The 19,742-nt window shown below is 68.4% G+C and carries 22 protein-coding genes; 7 read left to right on the plus strand and 15 right to left on the minus strand.

The features are described from left to right. Positions 1–5 precede the first annotated feature (5 nt). The 3 genes from ACWPXK_RS08230 to ACWPXK_RS08240 are packed head-to-tail and all read left to right on the plus strand — an operon-like array spanning position 6 to position 3,622. Positions 6–1,775, plus strand: a complete 1,770-nt coding sequence (locus ACWPXK_RS08230; RefSeq protein ID WP_454195362.1) for a long-chain-acyl-CoA synthetase — start codon at positions 6–8, stop codon at positions 1,773–1,775. 27 nt (positions 1,776–1,802) lie between these two features. After that, a complete protein-coding gene (gene folP, locus ACWPXK_RS08235; protein WP_454195363.1) occupies positions 1,803–2,687 on the plus strand; it encodes a dihydropteroate synthase in 885 nt (294 codons plus the stop codon). After that, complete coding sequence (locus ACWPXK_RS08240; RefSeq protein WP_454195364.1) at positions 2,684–3,622, plus strand: glucosyl-3-phosphoglycerate synthase; 939 nt, start codon at positions 2,684–2,686, stop codon at positions 3,620–3,622. The genes folP and ACWPXK_RS08240 overlap by 4 nt, the downstream gene beginning before the upstream one ends. 81 nt (positions 3,623–3,703) lie before the next feature. Here the strand turns inward: ACWPXK_RS08240 and ACWPXK_RS08245 are convergent, their stop codons facing one another. The 8 genes from ACWPXK_RS08245 to sigE form a co-directional block, all read right to left on the minus strand. Next, positions 3,704–4,036 (minus strand): hypothetical protein, encoded by a 333-nt coding sequence (locus ACWPXK_RS08245; RefSeq protein WP_454195365.1) that lies wholly within the window; start codon positions 4,034–4,036, stop codon positions 3,704–3,706. A 222-nt stretch (positions 4,037–4,258) separates the two neighbouring features. Then, a complete protein-coding gene (locus tag ACWPXK_RS08250; RefSeq protein ID WP_454195366.1) occupies positions 4,259–5,332 on the minus strand; it encodes an XdhC family protein in 1,074 nt (357 codons plus the stop codon). A gap of 86 nt (positions 5,333–5,418) precedes the next feature. Next, positions 5,419–5,916: a hypothetical protein gene (locus tag ACWPXK_RS08255; protein ID WP_454195367.1), complete on the minus strand. Its 498-nt coding sequence runs from the start codon at positions 5,914–5,916 to the stop codon at positions 5,419–5,421. Between the two features lie 613 nt (positions 5,917–6,529). Continuing rightward, the gene (locus ACWPXK_RS08260) at positions 6,530–7,387 is read right to left on the minus strand and encodes a hypothetical protein (protein ID WP_454195368.1); all 858 of its coding nucleotides are present in this window, start codon (positions 7,385–7,387) and stop codon (positions 6,530–6,532) included. A gap of 52 nt (positions 7,388–7,439) precedes the next feature. Further along, a complete protein-coding gene (gene tatB, locus ACWPXK_RS08265) occupies positions 7,440–7,856 on the minus strand; it encodes a Sec-independent protein translocase protein TatB (RefSeq protein ID WP_454195369.1) in 417 nt (138 codons plus the stop codon). Between the two features lie 33 nt (positions 7,857–7,889). After that, complete coding sequence (locus ACWPXK_RS08270; RefSeq protein ID WP_454195370.1) at positions 7,890–9,422, minus strand: trypsin-like peptidase domain-containing protein; 1,533 nt, start codon at positions 9,420–9,422, stop codon at positions 7,890–7,892. A gap of 10 nt (positions 9,423–9,432) precedes the next feature. Next, on the minus strand, positions 9,433–9,831 hold the full coding sequence (locus tag ACWPXK_RS08275) for a hypothetical protein (RefSeq protein WP_364335013.1): 399 nt from the start codon (positions 9,829–9,831) through the stop codon (positions 9,433–9,435). Positions 9,832–9,888: 57 nt separating this feature from the next. Further along, positions 9,889–10,536 carry an RNA polymerase sigma factor SigE gene (gene sigE, locus ACWPXK_RS08280; RefSeq protein WP_454195371.1) on the minus strand — a complete coding sequence of 216 codons (648 nt, stop codon included), beginning with the start codon at positions 10,534–10,536 and terminating at the stop codon, positions 9,889–9,891. A 279-nt stretch (positions 10,537–10,815) separates the two neighbouring features. On the opposite strand from sigE, the gene ACWPXK_RS08285 reads away from it, so the two are divergent. The 3 genes from ACWPXK_RS08285 (at position 10,816) to ACWPXK_RS08295 (ending at position 12,291) form a co-directional block, all read left to right on the plus strand. After that, positions 10,816–11,454, plus strand: a complete 639-nt coding sequence (locus tag ACWPXK_RS08285; RefSeq protein WP_454195488.1) for an O-methyltransferase — start codon at positions 10,816–10,818, stop codon at positions 11,452–11,454. 113 nt (positions 11,455–11,567) lie between these two features. Next, complete coding sequence (locus ACWPXK_RS08290; RefSeq protein ID WP_454195372.1) at positions 11,568–11,801, plus strand: hypothetical protein; 234 nt, start codon at positions 11,568–11,570, stop codon at positions 11,799–11,801. Between the two features lie 247 nt (positions 11,802–12,048). Beyond that, complete coding sequence (locus ACWPXK_RS08295; protein WP_454195373.1) at positions 12,049–12,291, plus strand: hypothetical protein; 243 nt, start codon at positions 12,049–12,051, stop codon at positions 12,289–12,291. Positions 12,292–12,414: 123 nt separating this feature from the next. Here the strand turns inward: ACWPXK_RS08295 and glgC are convergent, their stop codons facing one another. Beyond that, complete coding sequence (gene glgC / locus ACWPXK_RS08300; RefSeq protein ID WP_454195374.1) at positions 12,415–13,629, minus strand: glucose-1-phosphate adenylyltransferase; 1,215 nt, start codon at positions 13,627–13,629, stop codon at positions 12,415–12,417. A 137-nt stretch (positions 13,630–13,766) separates the two neighbouring features. Between glgC and glgA the strand changes: the two genes are divergently transcribed. Continuing rightward, complete coding sequence (glgA, locus tag ACWPXK_RS08305; RefSeq protein WP_454195489.1) at positions 13,767–14,924, plus strand: glycogen synthase; 1,158 nt, start codon at positions 13,767–13,769, stop codon at positions 14,922–14,924. A 22-nt stretch (positions 14,925–14,946) separates the two neighbouring features. On the opposite strand, the gene ACWPXK_RS08310 is transcribed toward glgA, so the two are convergent. From ACWPXK_RS08310 to ACWPXK_RS08335, 6 genes are all read right to left on the minus strand, one after another. After that, entirely contained in the window at positions 14,947–15,822 is an 876-nt protein-coding gene (locus ACWPXK_RS08310; RefSeq protein WP_454195375.1) for a putative RNA methyltransferase, read from the minus strand. Further along, positions 15,823–15,990 carry a DUF3117 domain-containing protein gene (locus tag ACWPXK_RS08315; protein ID WP_011211259.1) on the minus strand — a complete coding sequence of 56 codons (168 nt, stop codon included), beginning with the start codon at positions 15,988–15,990 and terminating at the stop codon, positions 15,823–15,825. 156 nt (positions 15,991–16,146) lie between these two features. Further along, a complete protein-coding gene (locus ACWPXK_RS08320) occupies positions 16,147–16,725 on the minus strand; it encodes a DNA-3-methyladenine glycosylase I (protein ID WP_454195490.1) in 579 nt (192 codons plus the stop codon). Further along, positions 16,722–17,042: a DivIVA domain-containing protein gene (locus tag ACWPXK_RS08325; RefSeq protein ID WP_040782234.1), complete on the minus strand. Its 321-nt coding sequence runs from the start codon at positions 17,040–17,042 to the stop codon at positions 16,722–16,724. Before ACWPXK_RS08325 ends, ACWPXK_RS08320 begins: the two co-directional genes overlap by 4 nt. 511 nt (positions 17,043–17,553) lie before the next feature. After that, positions 17,554–18,690, minus strand: a complete 1,137-nt coding sequence (locus ACWPXK_RS08330) for an Mrp/NBP35 family ATP-binding protein (RefSeq protein WP_454195376.1) — start codon at positions 18,688–18,690, stop codon at positions 17,554–17,556. Positions 18,691–18,709: 19 nt separating this feature from the next. After that, on the minus strand, positions 18,710–19,573 hold the full coding sequence (locus ACWPXK_RS08335; RefSeq protein WP_454195377.1) for a lytic transglycosylase domain-containing protein: 864 nt from the start codon (positions 19,571–19,573) through the stop codon (positions 18,710–18,712). Positions 19,574–19,742: the final 169 nt, after the last annotated feature.

A 19,742-nucleotide genomic window follows, 5' to 3' on the forward strand; every position in this document is an offset into this window, starting at 1 on the left:
AAGACGTGAGCAGCGACGCACGCTCGACGGTGAGCCTGGCCGATATCGTCCGCAATCTGCCCGCCATCGCACTGGACGTGCCGGGCATGCTGCGCAGCGCGCGGGGAATCCTGGTGAAGCGGGAGTCCAAGGCTTCCATCGGGCTGTATTTCCAGCGCAGAGCCCATCGTCACCCGGATCGTCCGTTCCTGCGGTTCGAGGGCGCGACGTACACCTACGGCGAGGCCAACGCCCAGGTGAACCGCTATGCGAGCGTCCTGGCAGCGCGCGGTGCGCGGCGCGGCGACGTGGTCGGCGTGCTGATGACCAACCGACCGGAGACGCTGTTCGTCGTACTGGCCACGGTGAAACTCGGCGCCACCGTCGGCTTGCTCAACCACCACCAGCGCGGGGATGTACTCGCCCACAGCTTCGGCTTGCTCGGCAGCGTGCTGAACGTGGTCGGCGCGGAATGCGCGGAAGCGATCGACTCGCTGCCCGAGCCACCCGGCAACCTCCTGTCGGCCGACGACCTGCATCGGGCGGCCGAGAGCGCCGACGACACCGACCCGCCGAGTTGCGCCCAGGTCACCGCGCGCGAGCGCGCGTTCCTCATCTTCACCTCCGGCACCACGGGCCTGCCGAAGGCCAGTGTGATGACCCATATCCGGTGGGCCAAGTGCATGGCCGGGTTCGGGGGTCTCGGCATTCGCCTGCGCGGCGACGACACCCTGTACTGCTGCTTGCCGCTCTATCACAACAACGCCGTCACCGTCGCGTTGTCGGCGGTGCTCGCTTCCGGCGGCGCATTCGCCCTCGGGCGGGGATTCTCCGCGTCGCGGTTCTGGGACGAGGTCATCCGGGAACAGGCGACGGCCTTCGTCTACATCGGCGAGTTGTGCCGCTACCTGCTCAACCAGCCCGTCAAACCAACCGACCGGCAGCACTTGGTCCGGCTCGTCGTCGGCAACGGACTACGCCCAGAACTGTGGGAGGAGTTCGAATCCCGCTTCGGCATCGAGCGGATCGTGGAGTTCTACGGTGCGAGCGAGGCGAATATCGGGTTCGCGAACGTCTTCGGCGTGGAGCGCACCGCGGGTTTCGGCCCACTGCCGTATGCGGTGGTGGAGTACGACGACGAGACCGGAAAGGCCAAGCGGGACAACAACGGGTGGCTGCGCCGGGTGGGCACCGGCGGCGTCGGGCTGCTGCTGGCCAAAGTGTCCGATCGCGCCCCGTTCGACGGTTACACCGACAAGGCCGCCTCCGAGGCCAAGCTGGTACGCGACGGTTTCGAGCCGGGCGACGTCTGGTTCGACACCGGCGATCTGGTGCGCGACCAGGGCTGGCATCACATCGCATTCGTGGACCGGCTCGGCGACACGTTCCGCTGGAAGGGCGAGAACGTGGCGACCACCGAGGTGGAGGGCGTGCTGAGCAAGGCGGAGCCGATCGCCCAGGCGGTGGTCTACGGCGTGAACATCCCCGGAACCGACGGCAAGGCGGGCATAGCCGCCGTTATGCTGCACCCGGGCGCCGAGTTCGACCCGGTCGCGCTGGCGAAGCTTGCCTACGAACAGCTTCCCGGATATGCCATCCCCCTGTTCGTCCGCGTCGTCCCCGAACTGGAACACACCTCCACGTTCAAAAGCCGCAAGGTCGAACTCCGCAAGCAGGGCTACACGCCGAACCCGGACAGCACCCTGTACGTCTTGGCCGGACGCACCGAGGGCTACATCCCCGCCTACGACGATTACCCCGCCGACGTCGCCGCGGGCCGAGCCCCCCGAAACTGACGGCGTCCTCCAACTAGAGTCGTTTGCATGTTCAGCTCGATTCCGGCGCGGTTTCCCACGCTGTGCGGCCGGCCGGTGGCGACGGATCGGGCGCTGGTGATGGCGATCGTGAATCGCACCCCGGACTCGTTCTACGACCGCGGCGCCACCTTCACCGACGCGGCGGCCATGGACGCCGTCGCGCGGGCGGTGGACGAGGGCGCCGACCTGGTCGACATCGGCGGAGTGAAGGCCGGGCCAGGTGATCTGGTCGACGCGGCCGAGGAGACGCGCCGGGTGGTGCCGTTCGTCTCGGCAATCCGCGGGCAATACCCCGAGCTACTGATCAGCGTCGACACCTGGCGCGCCGAGGTGGCGCTGGCCGCGGTGCGGGAGGGCGCGGATCTGATCAATGACACCTGGGCGGGAGCCGACCCGGAGCTGGTCCCGGTGGCCGCGGCGCACGGCGCGGGCGTGGTGTGCAGCCACACCGGTGGCGCGGTGCCGCGCACCAGGCCGCATCGGGTCCGCTACGCCGACGTGGTGAACGAGGTCACCGAGACGGTGGTCCGCGCCGCCGAGAACGCGCTCGCGGCGGGCGTGCGCGAGGATTCGATCCTGATCGACCCGACCCATGATTTCGGCAAGAACACCTATCACGGGCTCGAACTGTTGCGCGGAATCGACGTTCTTGTAAATACCGGATGGCCAGTCTTGATGGCGCTGAGCAACAAGGATTTCATCGGAGAGACTTTAGGTGTCGGTCTGTCCGAGCGGCTGGAGGGCACGTTGGCGGCAACAGCATGGTCGGCGGCGGCCGGCGCCCGAGTCTTTCGTGTTCACGAAGTCGCCGCGACCCGGCGGGTCGTGGACATGATCGCCGCGATCCAGGGCATCCGGCCCCCCGCACGAACCTTGCGAGGTCTGGTATGACATTTCAACCCTTCGAGCCCGCCTGGGCGACGACCAATACCTGGGACACCCCGAACTGGACGGTGGACGAGCTCGTCGCCGCCAAAGCCGGACGCACCGTGTCGGTGGTGCTGCCCGCGCTGAACGAAGAGCGGACCGTGGCCGACGTGGTGGCCAGCATCCGGCCGCTGCTCGGCACGCTCGTCGACGAGCTGATCGTGCTCGATTCCGGTTCCACCGACGCCACCGCGGAGCGGGCTCGCGCGGCCGGCGCCGAGGTGATCAGCCGCGAGCAGGCGGTGCCCGAGCTGGACCCGGTTCCCGGCAAGGGCGAGGTGCTGTGGCGCTCGCTGGCGGTGACCAGCGGTGACCTCATCGCCTTCGTCGACTCCGATCTGATCGACCCCGACCCGGCCTTCGTGCCGAAATTGCTCGGCCCGCTGCTCACGGTGGACGATATGCACCTGGCCAAGGCGTACTACCGCAGGCCGTTGCGGCAGGGCGACGCGGTGGACGCGCACGGTGGCGGACGGGTCACCGAACTGGTCGCGCGCCCGCTGCTCGCGGCGCTGCGGCCCGAGCTGTCGCAGGTTTTGCAGCCGCTGGGCGGCGAGTACGCGGGCACCAGGGAATTGCTCACCTCGGTGCCGTTCGCCCCCGGCTACGGCGTGGAGATCGGGTTGCTGCTGGACACCTACGACCGGCACGGGATGTCCGCTATCGGCCAGGTCAACCTGGGCGTTCGTACCCATCGGAACCGGCCGCTGGCCGATCTCGGGGTGATGAGCCGCCAGATCCTCGGCACTGTGCTCGGCCGCAGCGGCGTTCGGGACTCCGGCGCGGCGCTGACCCAATTCCCGCTGATCGGCGATGAATTCACCGCGCACAGCACCGAAGTGTCGCTGATCGATCGCCCGCCGATGAACACTTTGCGGCCCGCGTGGGCGGCGGCCTGAGCGACCGCGATATGCGGCCGGATTCGGCGTCGTGCCGGTACCCGCGGCGTGGGCGGTGACGCCGGAAAACCGGTGTTCCGGTCAGGTCCCGTTGGCCCGCGGGTCGCGCATGTACCCGGCTTCGATCAGAGTCCGGAAGGCCGCGTTCTTGTGGACGCATTCCGAGGGCTCGCAGATCCGGTGGCGCTGCATGAGTTCGTGTGCCTCCGCCACGGTCAACGGCTCGGTGGGCAGTTGCTGGGGCCGACCGATCGGGCAGGTCGGCAGCAGGGGAGCGACCTGCTCCGCGATCCCGTGCTCGGCGACGCCGACTCGGCGCCGCCGGGTCGCCGGACCGTGCAGCAGACCGATGGTGGCGACCAGACTTGCGGCGCCCGCGAGCGAGCAGAGTACGGCGATCTGGGTGGCGGTCACGGCGCTTTCTCCTCTCGGTGGGGCGGGCCGGGCAGAGCGTGGCGGGGCCGAAGCGCAACGCACCGTCACCTGGTCTAGTTAACTTTCAGCAAATCAAGTGTGGGCCGAACAGCCACGGCGTGCAAGTGGGTGCGAAGCGCGCCATGCGACCGGCTGGCTTGGCGAGGGTATTCCCGGCAAATCGGGATCCAATCCCTCTCGCGGGAAGAGACTTCGAGCGCCTCAGCGGTGGATGGGACCGTCGGTGCGGTCCAGCGGACGGGCGGACGCGCCGCCGCGTTCGGCCAGAATCTGTGCGGCGATGGAGATTGCCGTCTCGTCCGGCGTCCGTGCGTTCAGGTCCAGTCCCATCGGGCTCTTCAGCCGGGCGAGCTGGTCTTCGGTGACTCCGGAGTCCCGCAGCCTGGCGATGCGCTCGGCATGGGTCCGGCGCGAACCGAGGGCGCCGACGAAGCCGAGCGGGAAGGCCAGTGCCGTGGCCAGGGCTGGCACGTCGAACTTGGCGTCATGAGTGAGCACGCAGACCACGGTGCGATGGTCGATCCGCCCGGCCTGCTGCTCCGAGCGCAGGTACCGATGCGGCCAGTCCACTACCACCTCGTGGGCGGAAGGGAAGCGGGCGGCGGTGGCGAAGGTTTCCCGGGCGTCCACCACGGTGACCCGATAACCGAGTTGCCGGCCGGTGCGGCTGAGCGCTCGCACGAAATCGTTGGCACCCGCCAGGATCATGCGCGCCGGCGCCGCGAAGACTTGCACGAACGTCCGTGGCCGCGGTGAGCCGTGCGGCGCGCACTCAGCAGCGCCCACCACGCCGCTACGGCCCGCGTCGAGCAGTGCCCGCGCGTCGCGATCCACGCCGTGCCACGGATCGGTATCCCCGGGCAGCAGAAGTTTCCATTCCGGTGTGGCGTCCAAAGTGGTGGCCGCGGCCACCGGGGTGCCGTCGTCGATCCGCCGCCGCAGCGCCGAGAGCAGAGGCAGCCGCTCCCGGGAGATCCGCTCGACGAATACTTCGATCTCGCCGCCGCAGGTCAACCCGACCGCGAGTCCGTCGGCGTCGGCGTAGCCGAACCGGTCGGTCACCGCCTGCCCGCCCGCCAGGACCTCGTGCGCCGCCACGACGACCGCTGCCTCGACACACCCGCCGGACAGCGAGCCGTGGACGTCGCCGGACCCGGTGACGATCATCGCCGCGCCCGGCTCGCGGGGGCCTGCCCCCGTGGTATCCACTACACGCGCCAGCGCGACGGGCTCGCGCCGCAGCAGGGTGATCAATTGCCCGAGTATCGCGCGCACCAGGAACCGATCCTCTCCGAGCGGGTCCGGCCGGAGCGCGTCGGGCCCGAGACGGACGGCGAGTTTCCGCCGTACCGCCAGCCTAGTTACGACGCGGACGCGATGCGGCGCAGCATCTCGGCGGCGGCAGCCCTTCGTTGCGCCTGCGCGGGGTCCACATCGTCGGCCGTCGCGGAATTGGGGTCGCTCTTCGTGCTGTCGTCGCTCGTCGCAGACGTGGGTTCACTCTTCGTGCCGTCGTCGGACTTGGGATCGCTCTTCGTGCCGTCGTCGCTCGTCGTCGACGTGGGTTCATTCACCGTGCCGTCGGTATCCGCGATCGGGTAGGGGAGCTGACGGCGTACCGCTGGCATGGTCGGACGCGTCTTGCCATCCGTCCGCGAGTCGTCGTCGGACACCGTTTCGTCGTTCTCGGAACTCTCCGGCGCGGGTGACGCGTCCTCGTGCTCTTTCGCGAGCCGGGCTTGGAGTTCGGCCACGGAGACGTGGGTGCGCGACGACGTCGGCCGCAGCAGCATGGTGGCGACCAGGACGAGCAGCCCCGTCACCAGGATGGCGGCACCGATGAGCAGAAGCGAATTCACTACTTCCTCCTTGCCGGACGCCTCGCACGTCCGTTTGGCGGAGCGGGAGATAGGGCGCGTCGGTCTCGGCAGGCACCACGGGTCGAGCGGCTCGCGCGTTATCTTTCAGCTATTTTAGCCAGCCCCATGGGAACGTGGCATAGCAGGTCGGGTGACCAGCGCCACACCCGGGCCCGGCGCTCGCACCGGCTCGACTGATGCGGTTGAGCAGGCTGCTTGCCGCAGCATGGAGTGCCGAAGACCGTGCGTCTGTGCTGTGCCGTCGGCGATCGCCGGGGGTGTGCGCCCTGCAGATTTGGTGGCGGGCAGTTTGCTGAATTCCTTTGTGTGCCCGCATCCGACCGCTCCCGTGAGCAGGTGAACCGAGTCGAGTAGGCCGAATCACGGTGTCCCAGAAGCACGCCGAAACCGCCGTGATCCTCTGGCGGGATGATTTACGTGCAGACCCGACGGGGCACGCATGGGGCCGTATTGCGCCGGAACTAGCCGTCCGAGCGCCCCCAGCACTTCGGTATTCGGCCTGCTCGCCGAATCGCGCCAAGCCCCCTGGGAATTCGATGCCGACCCGGCCGATCGCCCGGCGTCCGGGCAGTTGGTCCGGACGTGCCGCGGCTCAGCGGCGCAGACCCGATATGGGTGAGCGGTTTTCGGGGTCGTGGCGATAGACCGGCGTGAGCAGTTCGGCCTCGAGTGGTTCGCCGGTGGCACGGTCGAACCGGCAGGCGATCAACACCGAGAACAGGTGGTTGCTCGCTCGCTCGTGCAGCGTGGCCAGCCGGGTGGCGAGCAGGCGGATCGCGCCGAGCGAGCCGGGCGGGTGCATGCCGTCGATCATCAGGACGGTGCCGCGGCCGTCGGGCCGCGGAAGCCTGGCCAGATAGGCGATGTCGTGCGGTTCCGGGCCGCCCGGACGGTACACCCGCCGGGCCGCCCGGTCCTCGATTCCCCGGCGCGTATCGCCCACTCTGGCCACAGCACGGCGAAGTCGTGGGTCGGCGGTGACCAATTGGCGCAGGCTGGGGGATAGTTCCGGGCCGCCGAGCACGATCAATCCGTCGCGTCGCAAGTCGACCGGGCGGCCAGGGAGGAAATGCTCGACCGCGACCGTGAAGCCGAGTTCGCGAAGTAGTTCGGCTAGTCGCTGCGCCGCGGCCGGATCCGGTGCGCCGATCACCCGCCCGGCGCGCACCTCCGGGACGAGCACGGTGAGCGAACCATGCCCGAAGAACAGTCCTTCCGGCGCGGGCCCCTGCGTACTCACCTGGTGGATGCGGGCGCGGGAAAGGCCCGCCGCCGCACCGATTCTGGCGAACGTCCAGCCTTCGGCATGGAGTTCGCGGATCACGGCACGCCGAATCCTGGTCAGTTCGTTGATGGTCTGCTGGGCCGCCGCCACACCGTCGGTGGCCGCCTTCAGTCGCTCGACCTTGTCCTCGATCGCGAACACGCGCGCCACGTCATCGGCCGACATGTGCGAAGTCTAGACAGCTGAACACCGCATGGTGTCTAGACTTCTTGACGGATCAGGTGGCGTCGGAGTCGATCGGAGGACGTTCGTTGCGCTCCAACGGCTTATCCAACTTCGGCATCGGATAGTCCGGCATACCGCTGTTCGTGCCGTACAAGTCCTTCGGATCGGGCAATGCGCTGTTGAAATCCTTGAACAGCGAATCGTCGCCATTGAGAAGATGTTTGGTCACCATCGCGCGCGGAGTCATGCCGCGCAGTTCGTTCAGGTCGGCCAGCGGCTTGCGCAGATCGTCGAATTCCGGCCCGAGTTCCTGGCGCAGTTGCGAGGTGGCGCCGCTCGCGTAGTCACGCACCTGCCGTAGGCTGCGCGTGGTCCAGCGCACGGCACCGGGCAGACGCTCCGGTCCGAGAATCACGAGGGCGGCGACGAGCAGGATGACCATCTCGCTCCAGCCGATGTTGCTGAACACGTAATCAGGCTACCCGGCGATCCGGTCGCCGGGTCAGTCGGATTCCAGCGTCACAGGCACGTCCACCTGCCTGCCATCGCGGATCAACTGCACGTTCACCGTCTCCCCGATCTCGTGCGACTGCACCGCGACCACCAGCTCGTCCGGACCGGTGACCTCGCGGTCGCCGACCTTGACGATCACGTCCCCCTCCACGATCCCGGCCTTGGCGGCGGGACCGCCGGGCGTGACGTCGGCCACCGCCGCGCCGCTCATGACCTCGTTGGCCACCTGCTTGGTCCGCGCGCTCAGTCCGATGATCGGGTGGTGCACGACGCCGTCGCGGATCAATGTCTGTACGACCTCGGTCATCATGTCCACCGGGATGGCGAAGCCGAGGCCGACCGAGCCGCCGGTCTCGCTGCGGATGGCGGTGTTGATGCCGATGACCCGTCCGTCCATGTCCACCAGCGCGCCACCGGAGTTACCCGGGTTGATCGACGCGTCGGTCTGCACCGCGTCGATGACGGCCTTCGTGTCGCTGCCCTCGCCCTCCAGCTTCACCGGGCGGTGCAGGGCGCTGACGATGCCGGAGGTGACCGTCTTGCTCAGGCCGAGCGGCGAACCGATGGCCAGCACGTCGTCGCCCACTTGGACATCCCCCGACTTCCCGAGCTGGGCGACGGTGAGATTCTTCACATCGACCTTCAGCACGGCCAGGTCGGTCTTCGGGTCGCGGCCGACGACCTGGGCCGGCACCCGGGTGCCGTCGGAGAACTGCACCTGGATCGCCGCACGGTTGCTCTTGTCCTGCGCGGCCATCGAGATGACGTGGTTGTTCGTGACGATGTAGCCGCCGCCATCGATCACCACGCCGGAGCCGGTGGCGCCGTTGTCGCCGACGGTGACCCGGATCGAGACGACCGAGGGCAGCACCGCGTTCGCGACCTGCGCGATGAGGCCGTGCGGCCGATCGCCGTCGCCGGTCTGCTCCAAGGTGACCTTGCGCGAGGTGAGCGTCGAGGTGGTTTCCGCGGTCAGCCTGCCGACCAGCCCGCCCAGCAGGCCGATGACCAGCGCGACCAGTGCGAGCAAAGCCAGCGCCTTGGGGGCGACACGCTCGCCGAACAGCACCTGGCGCGCGCTGAGCTTCTCGGCTCGGGCGAGGGGCTGCGGCTTGGGCGTTGGCACCGCGGGGGCGCCCAGCCGCGCGACGGCGTCGGGATCGCGCCACGGGTCGGCGGGACCGGCGATGGGGGCGGAGCCGCCGGCGGCGTCGGGATCGCGCTGCAGCAGCTCGGTGGAACCCTCGGGGCGGCCGAACGCCTCGGCCAGCACCGCGTCGGGTGGACGGTTCTGCGGTTCGGGGCCACTCTGTGCCGCGCCCGCGGTGCGGACCGGCGGTTCGGCGAACGAACCGGACAGCCCGGACGGCCTGCGGAAGGCGCGTGCGGTGTGCGTGTCGACATGGGGCCGGTAGACCGGTCGCGGGCCGAGCACGGGCGCGTCCGGTGGACGGAGATTCCCGCGGTTGGCCGCCGAATCCGAGGTGTCGGCCGATCCGGAATTCGTCGATTCGGTGGTCACTCGGAAAACTCTACTTGCGCCACCAGGTTGTCCACCGAGTCGCGGTGAACGAATCGGTCAGAAAACCGAAAACCGCGTCGTTACGGGAGGTCTGGCCGGCTCCCGACGTGGGGGTCCGCGCGCTGGACGCGCCACCCGGCAATTCCCCGAGCGGAATCCTGGTCAAGCTGTCGTGCAGTCCGGTGGGAATCGCGACGTTGCCCGCATGCCGCAAGGCGATGCGGGCCTGTTGCTGGGCGTCGACTTCCGCCGCGCATTCCGGGCACAGCGAAAGGTGCTGAGCGGCGCGCAGGTACGCGTTCATCCGCAGCTCGCCGTCCACATATGCCGCGATCGCCTCACTCGCCAGGTGTTCGGTGGGGCGAAAGCGAGGCGGACGACGACCGGACGTACTGAAGTCGCCACTCATTCGGTGCTCACCCTTCCAACCGACATCGACCGTGGGGCGATGCCGGCTTCCGACGAATCACCCTATGTTCATATCAGCGGCGAACCGCTGCTCACTTCCATTATGCGCAAGGTAGTCGCGCAGTGCCTGCCGCCCACGGTGGATCCGACTGCGCACAGTGCCCAGTTTCACGCCGAGCGTAGCGCCGATCTCCTCGTAGGACAGACCCTCGATGTCACACAGGACCACGGCCGCGCGGAACTCCGGCGCGAGCGAATCCAAGGCGGATTGCAGGTCGGGATCCAGGCGGGCGTCGTGGTATGCCTGCTCGGGCCCGGGCCCCTCGGCGGGCACCCGGTCGTAGTCCTCGGGCAGCGCTTCCATCCTGATCCGGTTGCGGCGGCGGACCATGTCCAGGAACAGGTTGGTGGTGATGCGGTGCAGCCAGCCCTCGAACGTGCCCGGTTGGTAATTCGACAGCGAACGGAACACCCGGATGAACGTCTCCTGGGTGAGGTCGTCCGCGTCCTGTGCGTCGCCGGAGAGGCGATAGGCCAGGCGATAGACCCGGTCGGCGTGCTCGCGGACGAGTTCGTCCCACGACGGCATGGCGGACCGGTCACCGGTGGCATCGAAGGCGGCAGTCCCGGTGAGCTCGGCGGGGTCGACTTCGACAGGAAGGATCTGCTCGGGCAAGGTGGCGTACTCACGCGCCGCATCGACCATGTGGATGGGGCTACCTCCTACTAGGGACCGCACAGGCAGGTACTCGCTCGGGTCCGGGTCTACGGACCGTCACGTACGGATACAACCGACAACCTGTATGTCGTTGTTCCCGCGTCCTGTGTTAATACACGGTCGTGGTCTTGCGTTGCACATACTCTTTCTGGTCCTGATATGGCCGGGTTATGGAGATCCTGAGGGACACCTGAGAAAAATGGCCGTGGAATTGGTGGCGGCGCGTGTTGTCCGGAACGCCGAGACCAGCCGCCCGGCGTTAGCCTCATACCCGTGGCATCGAATCTGGAGCGAAATCTCGCTTACGTGGAGGAATCCGTCGTGGAAGACGAGATCCTCATCAGCGCGCGCGAGCGGGCCACCGAACTCGGCGTGGTGCCCGTGCCGCCCTCGGTGGGCGCGCTGCTGAGCATGTACGCGCAGTTGCTCGGTGCGCGGGCGGTGGTCGAGGTCGGCACCGGCGCGGGCATCAGTGGGCTGTGGTTGCTCGACGGCATGCGTGAGGACGGCACGCTGACCACCATCGATTCGGAGCCGGAGCATCAGCGCGCGGCCAGGGAGGCGTTCCGCGCCGCGGACATCCCGCCCGCGCGAACCCGCCTGATCAACGGGCGTGCGCTCGACGTGCTGCCGCGGCTGGCCGACGGCGCCTACGATCTGGTCTTCATCGATGCCGCGCCCTTGGAGCATCCGGAGTACGTCGCCCAAGCGGTGCGATTACTGCGCACCGGCGGGGCCATTCTGCTGCACAACGCGCTGCTGGGCGGCCGGGTGCCCGACCCGGCGCAGCGCGACCCGGCCACCCAGGCGGTGCGCGCCGCCACCCGCGCCATCGCGGAGAATCCCGAACTCACCTGTGTGCTGATTCCGGTGGGTGACGGATTGCTTTGTGCCTCGCGCGGATAGTGATGCTCCCCGCCTCGGGCGGGCCTTCAGGCCGTTGGTCGCCACGGGCGGAGTCGTTTTCCACGGCCGAATCGGGGTACGCGCTGAGAAACAAGTCAGCGAGGTTATCGGTTATGCGTGAATTGGATGCCGTCGAGATGGGTGCCATGGGGCATGTCGTCACGGAGCGTCGGTCGAGTTGGCTGCGGCCGACCATGCTGGCTCTCGCGTTGGTGCTCCTGGGAGCCGTCTTGGTGCTGATCGTGGTCAGCAATGCCGATTTCGACACCGGGCCCGCCAAAGTCACTCCGACGCAGGGGCCTTGTGAGCCGTTCTGCACACAGCCGGTCGCGCCGCCCGGACCATAGTCGTCAGGCGCCGAGCCGTTTTCTTCCACGGTCATGGGCACTCGTATGTGCTTGCCTCCGAGTACTTTCCGAATCTACTCGGGTCCGATGCCCGTGGCGCATAGCAAATGAATTGCTCGCCCACGCGAGCGAGTTTGGAAATCCGCCTCCGTACGGCCACGGTTCGGCGCATGCTTCTGCGGAGCGCGGGTGAACAGGATACTGGTGGGGTCATAGTCGGAGCGGGTCCGGAAGAGGGTGCGGTGCCGTGATGATGATGTTCCTGTGGGACGAGGACGAGCGTCGCCCACGTCCGATCCATTGGGGCCGGACGATGGTGGCCTTCGCCGCGGTGCTGTTGTTCGCCGTGCTGGCGGTCTATTTGGTCAGCACCGCCGATTTCGGTGAGGCCTCGAAGACGACCGTCCCGCGCACCCCGGGCCCGTGCGCGCCATTCTGCATCGGATCCCCTGCCCCTGAGCCGGGCTCTCCCGCCTCTCCGCGTCTTTAGGCCGTACAAGTCGCGAGCTGAGGGATTTACGTTCAGGTCCTGCGTCGGGTGCCGCTCGGGTTCTGGGCGTGCCCGACGAGTTACCCATGTTTCGTGCGAAATCAGTAGTTGCGTGGCCGGAACTCAGACCCAGACGCCTTTGCCGACCGTCACCACGCCGCCGTTGCTGATGGCGAACCGGCCGCGGTCGCGCGCCAGGTCCACGCCGATGATCTCGCCCTCGCCGACGACCACGTTCTTGTCCAGGATGGCGCGCCGTACCACCGCGCCGCGCCCGATCCGGACGCCGGGCATGAGCACGCAACCTTCGACGGTGGCGCCGTCGTCGACCATGACGTTGGCGCTGAGCACCGAATTGCGCACCGTGGCGGCGGACAGGATGCTGCCCGCGCCGACGATGCATTCCTGCGCCAGCCCGCCCTGGGCGAACTTGGCCGGCGGGAGGTTCTCGGCCGCGCCGCGAATCGGCCAGTGCTTGTTGTAGAGGTTGAACACCGGGTGCACCGATACCAGATCCATGTGCGCGTCGTAGAACGCGTCGATGGTGCCGACGTCACGCCAGTAGCCGCGGTCCCGGTCGGTGGCGCCCGGCACGTCGTTGTCGGCGAAGTCGTAGACGCCCGCCTGCCCCGCGGACACCAGCGACGGGATGATGTCGCCGCCCATGTCGTGGTCGGAGTCGGCGTTGTCCGCGTCCGCCTTGATCGAATCCACCAGCACCTTGGTGGTGAAGACGTAGTTGCCCATGGACGCGAACGTGACGTTCGGGTCGTCCGGGGTGCCCGGCGGGTGCGGGGGCTTCTCCAGGAACTGGGTGATCCGGCCGGACTCGTCGCTGTCGATGCAGCCGAAGGCGCTCGCCTGGCTGCGCGGCACCCGGATACCCGCCACGGTCACGCCGGCGCCGGAATCGATATGGTGGCGGACCATCTGCTCCGGGTCCATGCGGTACACGTGGTCGGCGCCGAACACCACGATGTAGTCCGGGTCCTCGTCGTAGATCAGGTTCAGCGACTGCATGATCGCGTCCGCGCTGCCGGTGTACCAGCGCGGCCCGAGCCGCTGCTGCGCGGGCACCGGGGTGATGTACTCGCCCGCGAAACCGGACAGCCTCCACGTCTGCGAGATGTGCCGGTCCAGCGAGTGCGATTTGTACTGGGTGAGTACGCACAACCGCAGGAAGCCCGCGTTGACCAGATTGCTGAGCACGAAATCGATCAGGCGGTAGGCGCCACCGAAGGGGACGGCGGGCTTGGCGCGGTCGGCCGTGAGTGGAAAGAGTCGCTTGCCCTCGCCACCGGCGAGCACGATTCCTAGTACGTGCGGCTGGCTCCTCACATCTGCCAAACTACCGGGTAAAGCGGTAGTGAGTGGCCCACGAGCAGTTGAACGTCTAGTTTGAATCGGTGAGCTTCGGCACGGATGGCGGACGCGCGTCGGTGGATTCCGGCGAGCGGGACCGGCTTCGGGTCGCGATGCTGACCCGTGAGTACCCACCCGAGGTGTACGGCGGGGCCGGGGTGCACGTCACGCAGCTGACGGCGCATCTGCGTCACCTGTGCCAGGTGACCGTGCACTGCATGGGCGCCACGCGCACGGATGCCGTGGTGCACCAACCGGATCCGTCGCTCTACGCCGCCAACGCCGCGCTGCAGATGATGTCCACGCAGCTGCGGATGGCCGACGCCGTGGGCGAGGTGGACGTGGTGCACTCGCACACCTGGTACACCGGCTTGGCCGGGCACCTGGCCGGTACCCTCTACGGCGTCCCGCACGTGCTGACCGCGCATTCGCTGGAACCGCGCAGGCCGTGGAAGGCCGAGCAGCTCGGCGGCGGCTACCGGATCTCGTCGTGGTCGGAGCGCAACGCGGTCGAGCACGCCGACGCGATCATCGCGGTCAGCGAGGGCATGCGCCGCGATGTACTGGACGCGTACCCGTCCGTCGACCCGGCCCGGGTGCATGTGGTGCACAACGGCATCGACGGGGGCATCTGGCATCCCGGCCCGCCGTCCGAGGACTCGCCGTCGGTGCTCGCGGAGTTGGGTGTGCGTACGGACCGGCCGATCGTGGCGTTCGTCGGTCGTATCACTCGGCAGAAGGGGGTGGGTCATCTGCTGGCCGCCGCCCGCGACTTCGATCCCGACATCCAGCTCGTGCTGTGCGCGGGCGCGCCGGACACCCCGGAGCTCGCCGAGGAGACCACCGCGGCGGTGCAGGAATTGCAGCGGCGGCGCGGCACCGTGTTCTGGGTTCGCGAGATGCTGCCGACCGAGCAGATCCGGCAGATTCTGGCCGCCGCGTCGGTGTTCGTGTGCCCGTCGGTGTACGAACCGCTGGGCATTGTCAACTTGGAGGCGATGGCGTGCGCGACCGCGGTGGTCGCCTCCGATGTGGGCGGTATCCCCGAAGTCGTGGCGGACGGTCGCAATGGACGACTGGTGCACTACGACGCGGGCGCCGCCGAGGACTATGAGCGCGCGCTGGCCGCCGCTGTCAACGAAGTCGCCGGTGACCCAGTGCTGGCGGCCGAGTTCGGTGCCGCGGGCCGTGCACGCGCGGTCTCCGAGTTCGACTGGTCGCATATCGCGGCGCGGACGGTCGAGGTCTACGACAAGGTACGCAAGGGCTGAGTCACCGCCGAGGTAGCGGCGGTCAGGCCGCCGGGCGGTAGGTGCCGACCAGCACCGACGCGGTTACCTCGATGCTCTCGGGCAACCGTGCCAGACGCGCGTCCTCGGTGGCCGCGTGATGCGCGGACGGCCCCATGCCAACGACGTTCGCTACATCGTCTCTGGGGAGCTTCATCGGATACTCGACCAGGGTCTGTTCGACGGGCTCGAAGTACCCCGTCATCGCGGCGTCGAGCCTGCGTTTCTTTTCCGGGTCGACGCGCACCAGGTCCAGCGGCCCGACCAACTCGCCGAGGTGACGTTCGGTGGGGGTGGCGACGACGAAGCGGCCGTCCTCGGCGAGCACCCTGGCGACCTCGCCGGGATTGCGCGGCGCGAATACGGACAGCACGCTGTCGAGCGCGCCGTCGCGAATCGGCAACCCGAGCCAGGCGTCGGCCAGCACCGCGGCGGCGCGCGGATGGGCGCGAGCGCACCGCCGGACGGCCGGTTTGGCCACGTCCAGCGCGATGCCGACGGCCGGGGGAGCGGCGTCGAGCACCTGAGCGAGGTAGTAGCCCGTGCCCGCGCCGACTTCCAGCACCGCGCCATCGGTCCGTCGCGCCGTGACGGCACGCGTCACCGCGTCGGCGATCGGCGCGAAGTGTCCCCCCGTCTGGAAGGCGGCGCGTGCGTCGAGCATGGCCGCGGTGTCGCCGGTCATCTTGGTGGACGCGCCGGTCAGGAGACTGACATAGCCCTGCCTGGCGACGTCGAAGCTGTGCCCGCGCGCACAGCGCAGCGCCCGGTCCCGCGGTTCGAGAGCGAGCGCCGGTGCGTTCCGGTGCGCCCGCGTACATTCGGGGCAGGCCAGGAGACCGGCGGCAACGGCGAGAGCCGAGTGCTCAGCCTCGGCCACTCAGCTGGTGACGCTCTTCAGTTCGTCACCGAGTGCCGCCGCCTCGTCCGGCGTGAGTTCGACGACCAGACGCCCGCCACCCTCGAGTGGAACCCGCATAACGATTCCACGCCCTTCTTTGGTTGCCTCGAGGGGACCGTCCCCGGTGCGGGGCTTCATGGCCGCCATCCTCTGCTCCCTCCAGATCTGCGCGGTCTGCTGCGCACTTTCTTGGAACTACAGTTGTCACCAACTAGGTAGCCCGCCGGCGTTTGGCGAGCTACACCCGTCCCATTCTTCCCTATCGCCGATGTGGACGGATAGCTGAGTTCGAAAACTGACCGGTCAGCCGGTGCTGGACACCTCGCTGCCGACCCAGCAATCGGCCAGGTGATCATCGACCATTCCGGTCGCCTGCATGAGCGCGTACGCCGTGGTCGGGCCGACGAAGCGGAACCCGCGACGTTTCAATTCTTTTGCCATGGCGACGGATTCGGGTGTGGTCGCGGGCACGTCGGCGCCGGTGCGCGGACGCGGACGCCGCGGCGGGGCGAACGACCAGAGCAACTCGTCCAAGCTGATGTCGAGGCGCCGCGCGACCTTGGCGTTGGCGATGGCCGCCTCGATCTTGAGCCGGTTGCGGACGATGCCGGCGTCGGCCAGCAGCCGGGCGACGTCGGCGTCGCCGAACTCCGCGACGCGCTCGATCGAGAATCCGGCGAACGCCGCACGGAAGGCGGGGCGTTTGCGCAGGATGGTCAGCCAGGACAGGCCGGACTGAAACGCCTCCAGACACAACCGCTCGAACAGCGCGTCGTCGCCGTGCAGCGGCTTGCCCCACTCGTAGTCGTGATAGTCCCGGTACAGCTGGGTTTCCAGCGGCCACGCACAGCGGACCAGGCCATCATCGGCGGGCACCGTCATTTCGACTCCGGCGCGATCGGCGTCTGCCACCGCGCGGCCTGCGCCTCGGCCAGCTGATGCTGCAACTCGTCGATCCGGGCGGCCAGCCTGGCCAGCGCCCAATCCACCTCACCGGCCTTGTATCCACGCAGTACCTGCTGGAAGCGCAGAGCGCGCACGTCGGCCCCGGTGATCCCCTCGACGGGCAGCACGGTGGCGGTCGTCCCCTCCGGCAGCGGGCCCAGCTCCTCCGACCGCCCGAACACCGCACTGGCGAGCAGGAACAGCACCGCGGCGACCAAGCCGACGATCAGCACGTACAGCAGCATGGTGAGCATGCTGTGTAATTTTTGCAGCGCCTGCGGCGCTGCGTGTTCGCGGCCCCCTTGAGCCGGGCCGCGAACGGGCAATGCTCTGTCTCGCTTCGCTCGAAAGCCGGAGTAGGGCCAAGTGGTCACGCAGCGCGAAAACCGCAGCACCTTGATGGTCGCTCCGACCCGGTAGCTGTGGGTAGGCCGACCGCCGCCAGCGATTTCGTTGCGGAGCGACGCCACCCAGGCGCGAGCTGGGCTGTGTTCGATGCTCCAACGGCCAGCGCGTCGCGTGTTCGCGGCCCCCTCATGGCTCGGGGTGGCAGCTGCACGAGCGAGCGTTTTCGCGGATGTGCGGGCAGTGCCGGTGGTCCGATCTCAACCTGACCGTGTCACCCGCCGCACTCGACGACATCGAACTGGTCGGAGTCGACGTGACCGATCCCGCGATTGTTCGCCGCCGCGCTCGCCGGTGTGGGCGTGCGGAGTGGACCCCGCTGTAGCTCTTCGCGCGCGGCGGTTATGACCGTGGGGTGCGCTACAGGTGGCGGGTGGTGTCGATGCCGAGTGCCATGCCGGCCAGGCCGCGGCGGCGGACGGCGAGTTTGTCGGCGACCTCGAGCAGTGCCTTGGCGGCTGGGTTCTCCGGGTCGCGCAGCACGATGGGGGTGCCCTCGTCGCCTGATTCGCGCAGTGCCTGTTCGATCGGGATCTGGCCGAGCAGCGGCACGGTGGCGCCGACCGCGCGGGTCAGGCGGTCGGCGACCGCTTGTCCGCCGCCGGAGCCGTACAGGTCCATCCTGGTGCCGTCCGGCAGGTCGAGCCAGGACATGTTCTCCACTACGCCCGCGATGCGCTGGCGGGTCTGCAGCGCGATGGCGCCGGCCCGCTCCGCCACCTCGGCGGCGGCCGGCTGCGGGGTGGTGACGACCAGGATTTCCGCGCCGGGGATCAGCTGCGCGATGGAGATGGCGACGTCGCCGGTGCCCGGCGGCAGGTCGAGCAGCAGGATGTCCAGGTCGCCCCAGAACACGTCGGCGAGGAACTGCTGCAACGCCCGGTGCAGCATGGGGCCGCGCCACACCACGGGAGTGTTGCCCTGGGTGAACTGCGCGATCGAGATCATCTTCACGTCGTGCGCGACGGGCGGCATGATCATCCGCTCGACCTGCGTCGGCCTGGCGTCGGTGCCGAGCATGCGCGGGATGGAGTGGCCGTAGATGTCCGCGTCCAACACGCCGACCGACAAGCCGCGTGCGGCCATGGCGGCGGCCAGGTTCACCGTGACGCTGGATTTCCCGACCCCGCCCTTGCCGGAGGCGACCGCGTAGACGCGGGTCAGCGAGCCGGGCTGGGCGAACGGGATGACCGGGTCGGCCGAGTCGCCGCGCAGCTGCTTGCGTAGCGCGGTGCGCTGCTCGTCGCTCATCACGTCGAGGTCGACGGTCACCGCGCCCGCACCGGGCACGTCGGCGATGGCCTTGGTGACCCGCTGCGTGATCTCGGTGCGCAGGGGGCAGCCCGCCGTCGTCAGATAGATCTCCACGTGGACATCGCTGTCGGCGCCGATGGCGACGCTTTTCACCATGCCCAGTTCGGTGATCGGTTTGCGGATCTCCGGGTCGTCGACCTTCGCGAGGGCTCCCCGCACATCCGATTCCGTAAGCACTGGCATGGCAGAAATTTTAGGCGTGTCAAACTTTGGGCACGTCTCCGGCCCGTGGTGCGGTGTCCGTGCTGTAGGAGGTCGCCCAGGACATGACCTTCGTGACGTAGGCCATGGAGTGGTTGTAGCGCAGGATCGCCTTGGACCGCTGAGCCGGATCGCGCATGTTCAAACCGCCGTCACACAGGTATCTCCCCGCGGTCAGCGCGGCGTCGAAGAGATTCTGCGGATCGGCGATGCCGTCGCCGTTGCCGTCGGCCGCGTAGCGCTTCCAGGTTTGCGGCAGGAACTGCATCGGGCCGGTCGCGCGGTCGTAACCGGCCAGGCCGTCCAGCGCGCCGTCGTCGGAGTCCCTGATCACCTGGTTACCGGCCAGCGAACCGTCGAGGACCGGGCCGTAGACCGGGCTCAGCGGGTTGCCGTCGGCATCGGCTTTGCCGCCGAACGCGTGGGTGGACTCGACTCGCCCGATGCCGGCCAGCAGCGACCACGGCATGCCGCACACTGGATTTTCCGCGGCCAGAATGCGTTCCGCGTTCTGGTATGCCGCGACGGCTACGCCGGGAATGCCCATCGGCCCCGCGGGCAACGCGGCGCGTTGCCGATTGCTCGCCAGCGCAACGCTTTTCACTATCGGCGCGGCGGTGGGCGCCGCCTTCGCCATTGCGTGACCGACGAATTCCGCGGCGGCCAGGGGTTGCGCGTTCTGTGGTCTGGCGCCGTGTGCGTCCTGATCGTCTTCCGGTGTCTGGACCGCGACCGCAAGGGGAGCGGCGCCGCCGACATCGGAGGCGGAGGTGACGGTTACGAGCCCAGCGGGAACCAGTCCGGTCAATGCGATAACGGAACTCCGCCTGACGGTGGCGGGCGGTTGTTTTCGGTGACGCCCCACGGTGTGGTGACCCTCCCATGGCTCGCTGTGAGCCCTTCGTTATGGACGAAGTGGAGATTACCGCACCCGAGACCTTTTTGTTACTGCTTCGTGATCTGATAGCAGGTTTGAATCACTGTTGAGGCGCGGGCGGTCCGGGGAGGGGGATGACGATGCCGAAGGGCAGGGT

Source organism: Nocardia sp. Marseille-Q1738, from assembly GCF_965283145.1.

Coding starts and splice junctions, on each gene's coding strand:
- glgA (WP_454195489.1), top strand. CDS start 13,767: ATGCTGACCCGTGAGTACCCACCCGAGGTGTACGGCGGGGCCGGGGTG.
- ACWPXK_RS08320 (WP_454195490.1), bottom strand. CDS start 16,725: ATGACGGTGCCCGCCGATGATGGCCTGGTCCGCTGTGCGTGGCCGCTG.
- ACWPXK_RS08290 (WP_454195372.1), top strand. CDS start 11,568: ATGCGTGAATTGGATGCCGTCGAGATGGGTGCCATGGGGCATGTCGTC.
- ACWPXK_RS08275 (WP_364335013.1), bottom strand. CDS start 9,831: ATGAGTGGCGACTTCAGTACGTCCGGTCGTCGTCCGCCTCGCTTTCGC.
- ACWPXK_RS08315 (WP_011211259.1), bottom strand. CDS start 15,990: ATGGCGGCCATGAAGCCCCGCACCGGGGACGGTCCCCTCGAGGCAACC.
- folP (WP_454195363.1), top strand. CDS start 1,803: ATGTTCAGCTCGATTCCGGCGCGGTTTCCCACGCTGTGCGGCCGGCCG.
- ACWPXK_RS08330 (WP_454195376.1), bottom strand. CDS start 18,690: ATGCCAGTGCTTACGGAATCGGATGTGCGGGGAGCCCTCGCGAAGGTC.
- ACWPXK_RS08240 (WP_454195364.1), top strand. CDS start 2,684: ATGACATTTCAACCCTTCGAGCCCGCCTGGGCGACGACCAATACCTGG.
- ACWPXK_RS08260 (WP_454195368.1), bottom strand. CDS start 7,387: ATGTCGGCCGATGACGTGGCGCGCGTGTTCGCGATCGAGGACAAGGTC.
- sigE (WP_454195371.1), bottom strand. CDS start 10,536: ATGGTCGATGCGGCGCGTGAGTACGCCACCTTGCCCGAGCAGATCCTT.
- ACWPXK_RS08325 (WP_040782234.1), bottom strand. CDS start 17,042: ATGCTCACCATGCTGCTGTACGTGCTGATCGTCGGCTTGGTCGCCGCG.